This is a genomic window from Curtobacterium sp. MCSS17_007 (genome assembly GCF_003234175.2).
Classification (GTDB): domain Bacteria; phylum Actinomycetota; class Actinomycetes; order Actinomycetales; family Microbacteriaceae; genus Curtobacterium.
The window spans coordinates 3,181,373-3,193,274 of the sequence record NZ_CP126257.1 but is presented as its reverse complement, the minus strand read 5'-3'; the positions used below and the strand labels follow the sequence as shown (position 1 = coordinate 3,193,274).

Below are 11,902 nucleotides of genomic sequence, written 5' to 3'. Positions count from 1 at the left end.
GAGTCGCCCAGGGGCGCCGGAGTGCCCGTGCGTCGTTCAGGCGGGCAGCACGGCGACGACGGCCGAGCGGTCGCCCCACGTCGCGGTGAGGGTCTCGCCGTCCGGCACGGGGAGGCCGATCACCCGCAGCACCACGAGGTCGCCGTGACCGGTGCGCACCGTCGTCTCGGCACCGTCGGTCCTGGCGTCGACCGTGGTCACCGTGGGGGAGTCGGGCGCCGAGCCACTGCCCGTGGCCGTGCCCTCCTTGTCGAACCGTCCGGAGCCGTCCGCGCGCTCGAGTTCCGCCTCGTGACCGCCGGTGGCGATCGCGCGGCGCAGGACGTCGGCGTAGACCGGGTCACCCACCGCGTCGTACACCCAGCGTCGTCCGAGCACGGAGTGGTCCATCTCGGTGACGAGGTGCGCGTGGGCACCGTCGAGCGGGGCCCCGCGGTACGTCAGCGGCGTGTGCAGGAGCCGGCCCTCGGGCGTCCGCACGATGATCTCCTCGACGCCGACCTCGCCCTCGGGGTCGTCGAAGCGGAAGCGGGTGACGACCTCGACCGGGGCACCGGCGGTGAGCCCGCTCCACGGCTGCGCGGGCAGCCAGGCGGCGAGGGCCTCGGCCTTGGACGGTCGGAGTGCTGCGCGGTGGATGACGGCCATGCACCGACGCTACCGAGCAGACCTCGACTCCTGCCGCGGGCCCGCCGCTCGGAGGGCAGTGCACCGGGGGGTCAGTGCACGGAGAAGCCGCCGTCGACCGCGATCGACTGGCCGGTGACGTACGCGGAGCCCGGTCCGGCCAGGAACACCGCCGCGGCGGCGAAGTCCGACGGTTCGCCGTTCCGCCCGACCAGCGTCCGCGCGGCGAGCGCGGCGACCCGCTCGGGGTCGGACGACAGTCGTCGGTTGAGGGCGGTCTGCACGAAGCCGGGGACCAGGACGTTCGACGTGACCCCGCTGCCCGACCAGGCCTCCGCCTGGGAGCGGGCCAGTGCCTCCAGGCCGGCCTTCGACACCCCGTAGGCGCCGCTCGCGGCGAAGGGGCGGTGCGCCTGCTGCGAGCTGATCCCGATGATGCGGCCGTACCCGCGCGCGGCCATGCCGGGCGCGAGCCGCTGGCCGAGGACGAAGGGCGCGTCGAGGTTGACGGCCATCGTCGCGTCCCACGTGGTCTCGTCGAGGTCCGGCATCGGCGGCCGCAGGTTGATGCCGGCCGAGTTGACGAGGACGTCCACCTCGCCGACGGCGTCCGCGAGCGCGTGGGCGCCCGCCCGGGTCGACAGGTCGGCGACGACGCCCGTGGCCGACCCACCGCGGTCGGCGATCGTCGCGACGGTCTCGTCGATCGCGTCCCGCGTGCGCGCCGCGACCAGCACGTGGGCACCCGCGTCTGCGAGGGCGAGCGCGATCGCCCGACCGATGCCGGAGCTGCCCCCAGTGACCAGTGCGCGGCGGCCGTCCAGGCCGAAGAGCTGCTCCAGTGCCATCCGACCAGGCTACCGACGCCCGTACGCTGGGTCGGTGCGCGACGACCTGCTCCCCGTGCTCGCCTGCCCCGTCTGCGCCGAGCCCCTCGCCCGTGTCCACGGCGGACAGGTCGGGTGCGCGACCGGCCACCGCTTCGACGAGGCGAAGCAGGGGCACCTCACGTTGCTGCCCGCGAAGCGCCGCGCCCTGACCGCGGACACCCCGGAGATGGTCGACGCGCGGATCCGGTTCCTCGGCCGCGGGCACTACGCGCCGGTCGAGCGGGCGCTCGCCGCGCTGGTGGCTGCCACGGAGGCGCCGGGCGTCGTCCTCGACGTCGGCGCCGGACCCGGCACCTACCTGGCGCACGCGCTGGACGCGGACGGGCCGGACGGGAGGCCCGGGCCGGCACCCGCGGGACCCGTCTCCGCCCGCCTCGGGGTGGCGCTGGACCTGTCCGCGGTCGCGATCCGACGAGCGGCCCGCGTGCACCCGCGGGCGGGAGCGGTCGTCGGCGACGTGACCGAGCGCCTCCCGGTCGTCGACGACACGGCGGCCGTGGTGCTCGACGTCTTCGCCCCGCGCAACCAGCGGGAGTACGCCCGGGTGCTGCACCCGGACGGCGTGCTCGCCGTGGTGACCCCGCGGACCGGGCACCTGGCCGAGCTGGCGGAGGCGACCATCGCGGTCGACCCCGAGAAGGAGCGGCGGCTGCGGGATTCGCTCGAGCCGACGTTCGCGCTGCGGGGGTCCGAGGACCTGACGTGGACGATGGACCTGTCCGCGGAGGACGTCCACGACGTGGTGCACATGGGGCCGAGTCACCACCACGTCGATCCGCACCGGGTGTTCGCACCGACGACCGTGACGGCGGCCGTGACGGTCAGCACGTGGACGGTCGCCGGACCGCCCACGCGCTGACGGCTCAGGCCTGCGGCGCTGCCACGTCGAGCTGCCACACCACGCCGAACCGGTCGCGGAGCTGCCCGGCGAGCGGTGCCCACGGGGTCGGAGCGAGCGGCTGGCGCACCTCGGCGCCCTCGGACAGCGCCTCCCAGTAGCGGGTGACCTCGTCCGCGTCGTCGCCGTGCACGAAGACGTAGAAGGCGTTCGTGCCCTGGTCGTACGGCTGATCCGGCCAGACGTCGAACGCCATGATCCGGAAGCCGGCGTCGGTCGTGACCTGACCGAACACGATCCGGTCCGCCCAGGCGGGGTCCTGCGACGCGCCCATCTGGCCGTAGGTGGCTGCGGCGACGGTGCCGCCGAAGACCGTCGCGTAGTGGTCCAGTGCCTCGCGGGCCTGTCCGTCGAAGTTGATGTGGGTCGTGGTCTCGATGCTCATGGGTCGAGTGTCGACGGTGTTGCGGTCAGATCGTGGCCGCTTCTCCGACGAGGATGGACCTCGTGTCCGGACCGTCCTCGCGCATGCTCGCGCTGCTCTCGCTGCTGCAGGTGCACCGGGAGTGGACGGGCGACGAGCTCGCCGGTCGGCTGACCGTCAGCCCCAGGACGCTCCGCCGCGACGTCGACCGGCTCCGCGAGCTCGGCTACCGCATCGACTCCGTCCGGGGCCCGGCGGGCGGCTACCGGCTCGCTGCCGGGTCGGACCTGCCGCCGCTGCTGTTCGACGACGAGCAGGCGGTGGCGATCGCCCTGGCGCTCGCGGTCGCTCCGGCGTCCGGTGCGGACATCGCCGAGTCGGCCGTCCGCGCGCTGGCCACCGTCCGGCAGGTGATGCCCGACCGGCTCCGGCAGCGCGTCGACCTGGTGGACGCGGTCGTGGGGTCGTCCGGCCCGCGGGTCGACCCGGACGTGCTGGTGGCGGTCAGCGAGGCGGTGCACCGGCACGAGGTGCTCCGCTTCGGGTACGGCGCGGACGATCGTCCCCGCAAGGTCGAGCCGCACGCGGTGGTCGCCCGGCACGGCCGGTGGTACCTGCTCGCGTGGGACCCCGAGCACGAGGACTGGCGCACCTACCGCGTCGACCGGATCGCGCCGAGGATGCGGACGCGACTCCCGTTCGCGCCGCGGGCGGTGCCGGGCGGGGACGCGGCAGCCTTCGTGGCGGCCCGGTTCAAGGGAGCTGACCGCGACGACGTGTGGCCGTGCAGCGGCTCGGTCCTGCTCAGCGCTCCCGACGCCGCGCGGGTCGCGCCCTTCCTGCCCGAGGACGCCGTGCTCGAGGATCCCGTCGACGACCGCCGACGGCTGACGCTCGGGTCCTGGTCGTGGGACGGGCTCGCCGGGGTGGTCGCCGGACTGACGGTGCCGTTCGTGGTCGAGGGGCCGGAGGAACTGCGGGCCGCCGTCCGCCGATCGGCGGAGCGGTTGCGCGAGGCCGTGCGTTAGGGCGGTGCATGCGTCCGTCAGGACGGCGTGAGGATTCCGTGAGGACCGGCCTGGAGGCACGGTGCCGGAACCAGCATCGGTTGCGCACCACACGTGGTGTGGTCCGCGCCACCCGGCGTCGGACCCGCAGCAACCAACGGAGTCCTTCGTGTTCGACGTCTTCGTCGTCGCCGGTGTCCTCGCCGTGTTCGGTGTCGTGGCACTCATCGCCAAGGGGGTGGAGCGGCTGTGATCGTCGTCACCATCGCCGCCGCCGTCCTCGGCATCGCCTCGGTCGTCTACCTCGTGTGGGCGCTCGTGCACCCGGAGCGGTTCTGATGAGCGCTGCCGACACCTGGGCCGGTATCGCCCAGGTCGCCACCCTCGTCCTGCTCCTGGTGGTCGCGTACCGCCCGGTCGGTGACTGGATGGCGCGTGTCTACACGCCCACGGGGCACGCCCGCATCGAGCGCGGGGTGTACCGCGTCATCGGGGTCGACCCGGACGCCGAGCAGTCCTGGCCCGCGTACCTGCGCGGCGTGCTGCTCTTCAGCGCTGTCGGGCTCCTGCTCGTCTACCTGCTGCAGCGCATCCAGGTCGTGCTGCCCGGAGACCTCGGACTCCCGAACGTCGGCCCGGCGCTCGCGTTCAACACCGCGGCGTCCTTCGTCGCGAACACCAACTGGCAGTCCTACTCGCCCGAGGCCACCGTCGGGTACTCCGTGCAGATGGCGGGCCTGGCGGTGCAGAACTTCCTGTCCGCCGCGGTCGGTCTCGCGGTCGCGGTCGCCCTGGTGCGCGGCTTCGCCCGTCGGAAGAGCGGCACGCTCGGCAACGTCTGGGTCGACGTCGTGCGCGGCACCGGTCGCCTGCTGCTCCCCGGCGCGTTCGTCTTCGCGATCGTCCTGGTCGCCGGCGGCGTCGTGCAGTCGTGGGGCACCGGGACGGACGTCACGACCCTCGTGGGCGGCTCGCAGCACATCCCCGACGGCTTCGTCGCGTCGCAGGAGGCGATCAAGGAACTCGGCACGAACGGCGGCGGCTACTTCAACGCGAACTCGTCCCACCCGTTCGAGAACCCGCAGGCGTGGACGAACCTGGTCGAGGTCTTCCTCATGCTGGTCATCCCGTTCTCACTGCCCCGCACCTTCGGGCGCCTCGTCGGTGACGACCGCCAGGGGTACGCGATCCTCGCCGTGATGGGCGCGATCTTCCTCGTGTCGCTCTCGGTGATGTCCATCGCCGAGCTCGCCGGTGGCGGCAGCGCCACGCAGGCCGCCGGTGCGGCGATGGAGGGCAAGGAGATGCGCTTCGGCGTCCTCGGCACCACGCTCTTCGGCACGACCTCGACCGCCACGTCGACCGGTGCGGTGAACGGCATGTTCGACAGCTTCACGCCGATCGGCGGGATGATGGCGCTCCTCAACATGATGCTGGGCGAGATCAGCCCGGGCGGCGTCGGCTCCGGCCTGTACGGCATGCTCGTGCTCGCGGTCATCACGGTGTTCATCGGCGGGCTGCTCGTCGGTCGTACGCCGGAGTACCTCGGCAAGAAGATCCGCGCCCGCGAGATGACCTTCGCCGCGCTGTACATCCTCGTCACGCCGACCCTGGTGCTGCTCGGCACCGGTCTGTCGCTCGTGATCCCGGGCGTCCGCGAGCAGGTCCTCGGCACGAGCATCTTCAACCCGGGCAACCACGGGCTCTCCGAACTGCTCTACGCCTTCACCTCGGGTGCGAACAACAACGGTTCGGCGTTCGGCGGCCTGACCGCGAACACGACCTGGATGAACTCGGCGCTCGGCGTGGTGATGCTGCTCGGCCGGTTCGTGCCGATCGCGCTCGTCCTCGCGCTCGCCGGGTCGCTCGCGGCGCAGGACAAGGTGCCCGCGACCGTCGGGACGCTGCCGACCCACCGGCCGCTGTTCGTCGGCCTGCTCGGGGGCGTGGCCGTGATCGTCACCGCCCTCACCTACTTCCCGGTCCTCGCCCTCGGCCCGCTCGCCGAGGCCCTCTCCTGATGGGAACCGAACCCGTGTCCACCCCGACCTCCCAGTCCACCGTGACCACCGAGACGGGGGCGAGCCGTGCCTCCCGTCCGGTGAGCCGGTCGTCCGCCTTCGGACCGCGGCAGCTCGCCGCCGGTCTGCCCGGCGCGTTCCGCAAGCTCGATCCGCGCCTGATGTCGCGGAACCCCGTGATGTTCATCGTCGAGGTCGGGGCGGCGCTCACGACCGTCACGGCGTTCGTCGAGCCGTCGGTCTTCACCGCCGCGATCGCGGTGTGGCTCTGGCTCACCGTCGTGTTCGCCAACCTGGCCGAGGCCGTCGCCGAGGGCCGGGGCAAGGCCCAGGCCGACACCCTGCGCAAGACGCGGTCGACGACCAGCGCGCGCCGCGTGCTCCGCTGGGACGCATCCGACCCTGCCGCACTCGGCAACGACACCGAGGACATCGCCTCGGTCGACCTCGCCAAAGGCGACGTCGTGGTCGTCGTCGCCGGCGAGGTGATCCCCGGTGACGGCGACGTCGTCGAGGGCATCGCCAGCGTCGACGAGTCGGCGGTCACCGGTGAGTCGGCGCCCGTCATCCGCGAGTCCGGTGGTGACCGCAGCGCCGTCACCGGTGGCACCCGCGTGCTGTCGGACCGCATCGTGGTCCGCATCACCTCCACGCCCGGCGAGACCTTCATCGACCGGATGATCCGGCTCGTCGAGGGTGCGGCGCGACAGAAGACGCCCAACGAGATCGCACTGAACATCCTGCTCGCGTCGCTGTCGATCGTCTTCGTGATCGTCTGCCTGACGATGCAGCCCATCGCCGGACTCGTCGGCGCGACCGTCAGCGTGCCGGTGCTCATCGCGCTGCTCGTCTGCCTCATCCCGACCACCATCGGCGCGCTGCTCTCCGCGATCGGCATCGCCGGCATGGACCGGCTCGTGCAGCACAACGTCCTGGCGATGTCCGGCCGCGCGGTCGAAGCCGCCGGGGACATCACGACGCTGCTGCTCGACAAGACCGGCACGATCACCTACGGCAACCGCCAGGCATCGCGCGTGGTGCCGGTGCCGGGCATCCCCGAGCGCACGCTGCTCGAGGCCGCCGCGCTCTCGAGCGCCGCCGACAGCACCCCTGAGGGCCGCTCGATCGTCACGCTCGCCGAGCAGGACGGCATCACGCCCGGCAACCCGGCGGGTGCGGTCGAGGTGCCCTTCACGGCGCAGACCCGCATGTCCGGGCTCGACCTGGCCGACGGCTCGCAGATCCGCAAGGGTGCGGCGGCCGCCGTGCTCGCCTGGGCGGGGTCGACCGACGCCGCCGTCGTCGCCGCGATCGACACCGCGGTCGCCGAGATCTCCGACCAGGGCGGGACGCCGCTCGTCGTCGGCCGCCGCTCGGCCTCGGGCTCGGTCGCCCTGCTCGGGGTCGTGCACCTGAAGGACGTCGTGAAGGACGGCATGGCCGAGCGCTTCGCGGAGCTGCGGTCGATGGGCATCCGCACGGTGATGATCACCGGCGACAACCCCCGCACCGCCGCTGCGATCGCCGCCGAGGCGGGCGTGGACGACTTCCTCGCCGAGGCGACGCCCGAGGACAAGCTCGCCTACATCCGCAAGGAGCAGGAGGGCGGCAACCTCGTCGCGATGACCGGTGACGGCACGAACGACGCCCCGGCGCTCGCGCAGGCGGACGTCGGCGTGGCGATGAACACCGGCACGACCGCTGCCAAGGAGGCCGGCAACATGGTCGACCTCGACTCCGACCCGACGAAGCTCATCGACGTCGTGCGGATCGGCAAGCAGCTGCTCATCACCCGCGGTGCGCTCACCACGTTCTCGATCGCCAACGACGTCGCGAAGTACTTCGCGATCATCCCGGCGATGTTCCAGGCGGCGTTCCCCGGGCTGGCGGCGCTGAACATCATGGGGCTGCACAGCCCGTCGTCGGCGATCCTGTCCGCCGTCGTGTTCAACGCGCTCGTCATCGTCGCGCTCATCCCGCTCTCGCTGCGGGGCGTGCGCTACCGGGCGGCCTCGGCGTCGTCCGTCCTCGGACGCAACCTGCTCGTCTACGGGCTCGGCGGCGTCCTCGTCCCCTTCATCGGCATCAAGCTGATCGACCTCGTGGTCGGTCTCATCCCGGGGTTCTAGACCATGGCTTCCTCATCTCGTTCCTTCTTCCGCTCCACCGGTGTGGCCGTCCGCCTCGCCTTGCTGTCCACCGTCGTCCTCGGCATCGCCTACCCGCTCGCGGTGTGGGGCGTCGGCCAGGCCGCGTTCCACGACCAGGCGAACGGCTCGATGGTCACCGACTCCTCCGGAAAGGTCGTGGGCTCATCGCTCATCGGGCAGTCCTTCACGGGCGACCAGGCCGACCGCTGGTTCCAGTCGCGTCCGAGCGCCGCGGGCGAGGACGGCTACGACGCGAACGCCTCGTCCGGCTCGAACCTCGGGCCGAACAACCCCGACCTGCTGCAGAGCATCGAGGATCGCCGCGCCGCCGTGGCGAAGGCCGACGGGGTCAGTGCCGCCGAGGTACCCGCGGACGCGGTCACGGCCTCGGGCTCCGGCCTCGACCCGGACATCAGCCCCGAGTACGCGCTGCAGCAGGTGTCCCGGGTGGCCGACGCCCGGGGCCTGTCGGAGTCGACGGTCCGCGCGCTCGTCGAGCAGCACACCGAGTCCCGGCAGGCCGGGTTCCTCGGCGAGCCGGTCGTGAACGTGCTCGAGCTGAACCTGGCGCTGGCCGCCGCACGCTGACCCCGACCCGGCCCGCGGATCGAACCACGAATCCGACGTCGAACCAGGCGCTGCACCTGGTTCGACGTCGGGAACGTGGTTCGACACCCGACGGGACCCACACCAGCACGAACAGCGAGAGGATGAGCACGTGAAGCGCGGGAAACTCCGGGTGCTGCTCGGCGCCGCTCCGGGCGTCGGCAAGACGTACACGATGCTCGAGGAGGGCCACCGCCTCCGAGCCGAGGGCCGGGACGTCGTCGTCGCCGTCGTCGAGACCCACGAACGTGCCGCCACCGCAGCCCTGGTCGACGGCCTCGAGCTGGTGCCCCGCCGTGTCGTCGAGCACCGCGGCGTCGCGCTCGACGACATGGACCTCGACGCGGTCGTGGCCCGCGCTCCCGACGTCGCCCTCGTCGACGAGCTCGCCCACACCAACGCCCCGGGCAGCCCCAACGAGAAGCGCTGGCAGGACGTCGAGGTGCTCCTCGCCGCCGGCATCAGCGTCATCTCGACGGTGAACATCCAGCACATGCAGTCCCTCGGGGACGTCGTCCGCGAGATCACCGGCACGGTGCAGCGCGAGACCGTCCCCGATGCCGTGGTCCGCGCCGCCGACCAGATCGAGGTCGTCGACCTGTCCCCGGCGTCCCTGCGCGAACGGCTCTCGGACGGGCTCGTCTACCCGGCCGCCCGCATCGACGCCGCGCTCTCGAACTACTTCCGCCTGGGCAACCTGACCGCCCTGCGGGAGATCGCCCTGCTCTGGCTCGCCGACGAGGTCGACGACGCGCTCAAGGCCTACCGCGCCGAGCACGGCATCGACCACCGGTGGGAGACCCGCGAGCGGGTGCTCGTCGCGTTGACCGGCGGTCCCGAGGGCGAGACCCTGCTGCGCCGCGGCGCCCGCATCGCCGCCCGCAGCGCCGGCGGCGAACTCGCCGCCGTGCACGTCACCACGAACGACGGGCTGCGCGAACGGCACCCCGGCGCGCTCGGCAAGCAGCGGACGCTGCTCGAGCAGCTCGGCGGGACGTACCACCAGGTGGTCGGGGACGACGTGCCGAGCACCCTCGTGCGCTTCGCGAAGTCGGTCGACGCGACCCAGATCGTGATCGGCGTCAGCCGCCGCAGCCGACTCGCCGCCGCGCTCACCGGCCCGGGCATCGGCAACACGGTCGTCCGCGAGTCCGGCGACATCGACGTGCACGTCGTCACGCACGAGCGCGCGGGAGGTGGGTTCGCCCTGCCGAAGCTCGGCGGCAGCCTGTCCCGCGGGCGGATCGCCGCCGCGTTCGCGGTCTCGCTGCTGCTCGGACCGCTGCTGACCTGGCTGCTCTCGCTCGGCAGCGACCCGGACTCGATCACGGTCGACGTGCTGTCCTACCAGCTGCTCGTGCTCGTCGTCGCGCTCACCGGTGGGATGTGGCCGGCGGTCTTCACCGCGGTGCTGTCCGGGCTGAGCCTCGACTACTTCTTCGTGCAACCCCTCTACATGGTCACCGTCCAGCAGCCGTGGCACCTGGTGGCACTCGTCATGTACGTGATCAGCGCGGTCCTGGTCAGCTTCGTGGTCGACCGGTCCGCCCGTCGCAGCCGTGCGGCTCGTCGTGCGGCGGCCGAGTCGGGGCTCCTCGTCGGCATCGCCGGCAGCGTCCTCCGCGGCGACGACGCCCTGCAGGCACTGCTCGACCGCACCCGCGAGGCGTTCGGCTTCACCGGCGTGCGGATCCGGCAGGGCGACGAGGTCCCGGCCACGTCCGGGACCTTCGCCGACGGACCGGACGCGACCACGAGCCTCCCGTCCGGCGCCGTCCTCGAGTTCGCGGGCGCACCCGACGACCCGACCCAGCGCCGGCTGCTGCGCGTCGTCGAGCAGCAGCTCGACGCCGCGGTCGAGCACCGGCGGCTCACCCGCACCGCGGTCGACGCGGAGCGGATCGCCGCCGCCGACCGCGTCCGGAGCGCCATCCTCGCTGCCGTCGGTCACGACGTGCGCCGGCCGATCGCAGCGGCTTCCGCCGCCGTGCAGACGCTGCGGGCGTCCGACATCCAGCTGTCGGCACCCGACCGGGAGGCACTGCTCGCCACCGCCGACGAGAGCCTCGGTCAGCTGGCGGTGCTGCTGGCCGACCTGCTCGACGTCAGCCGGGTGCAGGCCGGGGTGCTCGCCGTCACCCCCGTGCCCACCGCGCTCGAGACGGTGGTCGCCCCCGCGCTCGACGAGCTCGAACTCGGGCCGGACGACGTCGACCTCGACCTGCCCGCCGACCTGCCGCCCGTCCTCGCCGACCCGGTGCTGCTGCAGCGCGTCGTCGTGAACCTGCTCGCGAACGCCCAGCGGTACGCGCCGGACGGCACCCGTGTCCGGGTGGCGGCGAGCGCCTTCGGCGGCGGGGTCGAACTCCGCGTCGCCGACCGCGGCCCCGGCATCCCCGAGGACCGCCGCGACGAGGTGTTCCAGCCCTTCCAACGGCTCGGCGACACCGACAACGAGACCGGACTCGGACTCGGACTGGCCCTCGCCCGCGGGTTCACCGAGGGCATGGGCGGCACCATCGAGGTCGACGACACCCCGGGCGGCGGCCTCACCGTCGTCGTGCGGCTGCCGATCGCCGGACACCTGGGAGTGGATGTCAAGTGAGCACCAAGGTCCTCATCGCCGACGACGACGCGCAACTCGTCCGTGCCCTGTCCGTCACGCTCGCCGCACGCGGGTACGACGTCGCGACCGCCCGGGACGGCCGGGCCGCCATCGACGCGGTGATCACCGAGCGCCCCGACATCGTGATGCTCGACCTCGGCATGCCCCGACTCGACGGCATCGGCGTGCTCGAGGGCATCCGCGCGTGGTCGCAGGTCCCGGTGCTCGTGCTCTCCGGGCGGACCGACTCGTCCGACAAGGTCGACGCGCTCGACGCCGGCGCCGACGACTACGTCACGAAGCCGTTCCAGATGGACGAGCTGCTCGCCCGACTGCGGGCGCTCGGGCGTCGGCAGGCGACGGCCGCGGCGACCGCGGGGGTCACGCCGACGGTGACGATCGGCGAGCTCGTCGTGGACCTCGTCGCGAAGCAGGTCACCCCGCCGACCGGCCCCGCGATCCGGCTCACCCCGACCGAGTGGCGGCTGCTCGAGGTCCTCGTCACGAACCCCGGTCGGCTGATGACCCGCGAGATGCTCCTGACCGAGGTCTGGGGCCCGACGCACGGCAACGACTCGGGGTACCTGCGGCTCTACATGGCGCAGTTGCGGCGGAAGCTCGAGCCGGAGCCGTCGCACCCGCGGTACCTGGTGACCGAGTCGGGCATGGGGTACCGGTTCGACCCGAGCGGGTCCTGACCCTCGCTTCAGCGCCGGTTCAGGCCGTCGCGCCAT

12 protein-coding genes are annotated in these 11,902 nt (G+C 72.8%); 9 read left to right on the top strand and 3 right to left on the bottom strand.

The window, feature by feature from the left end; translation table 11 throughout:
- Nucleotides 1–36: 36 nt before the first annotated feature.
- Nucleotides 37–648 (bottom strand): CG0192-related protein, encoded by a 612-nt coding sequence (locus DEJ22_RS15155; protein ID WP_111227323.1) that lies wholly within the window; start codon nt 646–648, stop codon nt 37–39.
- Nucleotides 649–719: 71 nt separating this feature from the next.
- On the bottom strand, nt 720–1,475 hold the full coding sequence (locus DEJ22_RS15150) for an SDR family NAD(P)-dependent oxidoreductase (protein ID WP_111227324.1): 756 nt from the start codon (nt 1,473–1,475) through the stop codon (nt 720–722).
- Between the two features lie 34 nt (nt 1,476–1,509).
- Between DEJ22_RS15150 and DEJ22_RS15145 the strand changes: the two genes are divergently transcribed.
- The gene (locus DEJ22_RS15145) at nt 1,510–2,376 is read left to right on the top strand and encodes a putative RNA methyltransferase (RefSeq protein ID WP_111227325.1); all 867 of its coding nucleotides are present in this window, start codon (nt 1,510–1,512) and stop codon (nt 2,374–2,376) included.
- 4 nt (nt 2,377–2,380) lie between these two features.
- On the opposite strand, the gene DEJ22_RS15140 is transcribed toward DEJ22_RS15145, so the two are convergent.
- A complete protein-coding gene (locus DEJ22_RS15140) occupies nt 2,381–2,800 on the bottom strand; it encodes a VOC family protein (protein WP_111227326.1) in 420 nt (139 codons plus the stop codon).
- Between the two features lie 62 nt (nt 2,801–2,862).
- On the opposite strand from DEJ22_RS15140, the gene DEJ22_RS15135 reads away from it, so the two are divergent.
- From DEJ22_RS15135 to DEJ22_RS15100, 8 genes are all read left to right on the top strand, one after another.
- Nucleotides 2,863–3,807: a helix-turn-helix transcriptional regulator gene (locus DEJ22_RS15135; protein WP_111227446.1), complete on the top strand. Its 945-nt coding sequence runs from the start codon at nt 2,863–2,865 to the stop codon at nt 3,805–3,807.
- A 61-nt stretch (nt 3,808–3,868) separates the two neighbouring features.
- Nucleotides 3,869–4,039, top strand: coding sequence for an RNA ligase family protein (locus tag DEJ22_RS15130; protein ID WP_181430831.1), 171 nt, complete (start codon nt 3,869–3,871; stop codon nt 4,037–4,039).
- The gene (locus tag DEJ22_RS15125; protein WP_058729515.1) at nt 4,036–4,125 is read left to right on the top strand and encodes a potassium-transporting ATPase subunit F; all 90 of its coding nucleotides are present in this window, start codon (nt 4,036–4,038) and stop codon (nt 4,123–4,125) included. Before DEJ22_RS15130 ends, DEJ22_RS15125 begins: the two co-directional genes overlap by 4 nt.
- Nucleotides 4,125–5,807 carry a potassium-transporting ATPase subunit KdpA gene (kdpA, locus tag DEJ22_RS15120; protein WP_111227327.1) on the top strand — a complete coding sequence of 561 codons (1,683 nt, stop codon included), beginning with the start codon at nt 4,125–4,127 and terminating at the stop codon, nt 5,805–5,807. The genes DEJ22_RS15125 and kdpA overlap by 1 nt, the downstream gene beginning before the upstream one ends.
- The gene (kdpB, locus tag DEJ22_RS15115; RefSeq protein ID WP_258379627.1) at nt 5,807–7,936 is read left to right on the top strand and encodes a potassium-transporting ATPase subunit KdpB; all 2,130 of its coding nucleotides are present in this window, start codon (nt 5,807–5,809) and stop codon (nt 7,934–7,936) included. The genes kdpA and kdpB overlap by 1 nt, the downstream gene beginning before the upstream one ends.
- Nucleotides 7,937–7,939: 3 nt before the next feature.
- Complete coding sequence (kdpC, locus tag DEJ22_RS15110; RefSeq protein WP_111227328.1) at nt 7,940–8,545, top strand: potassium-transporting ATPase subunit KdpC; 606 nt, start codon at nt 7,940–7,942, stop codon at nt 8,543–8,545.
- Between the two features lie 130 nt (nt 8,546–8,675).
- The gene (locus tag DEJ22_RS15105; RefSeq protein WP_111227329.1) at nt 8,676–11,168 is read left to right on the top strand and encodes an ATP-binding protein; all 2,493 of its coding nucleotides are present in this window, start codon (nt 8,676–8,678) and stop codon (nt 11,166–11,168) included.
- A complete protein-coding gene (locus DEJ22_RS15100; RefSeq protein ID WP_111227330.1) occupies nt 11,165–11,866 on the top strand; it encodes a response regulator in 702 nt (233 codons plus the stop codon). The genes DEJ22_RS15105 and DEJ22_RS15100 overlap by 4 nt, the downstream gene beginning before the upstream one ends.
- Nucleotides 11,867–11,902 lie beyond the last annotated feature (36 nt).

Coding starts and splice junctions, on each gene's coding strand:
- DEJ22_RS15155 (WP_111227323.1), bottom strand. CDS start 648: ATGGCCGTCATCCACCGCGCAGCACTCCGACCGTCCAAGGCCGAGGCC.
- DEJ22_RS15150 (WP_111227324.1), bottom strand. CDS start 1,475: ATGGCACTGGAGCAGCTCTTCGGCCTGGACGGCCGCCGCGCACTGGTC.
- DEJ22_RS15140 (WP_111227326.1), bottom strand. CDS start 2,800: ATGAGCATCGAGACCACGACCCACATCAACTTCGACGGACAGGCCCGC.
- kdpA (WP_111227327.1), top strand. CDS start 4,125: ATGAGCGCTGCCGACACCTGGGCCGGTATCGCCCAGGTCGCCACCCTC.
- kdpB (WP_258379627.1), top strand. CDS start 5,807: ATGGGAACCGAACCCGTGTCCACCCCGACCTCCCAGTCCACCGTGACC.
- kdpC (WP_111227328.1), top strand. CDS start 7,940: ATGGCTTCCTCATCTCGTTCCTTCTTCCGCTCCACCGGTGTGGCCGTC.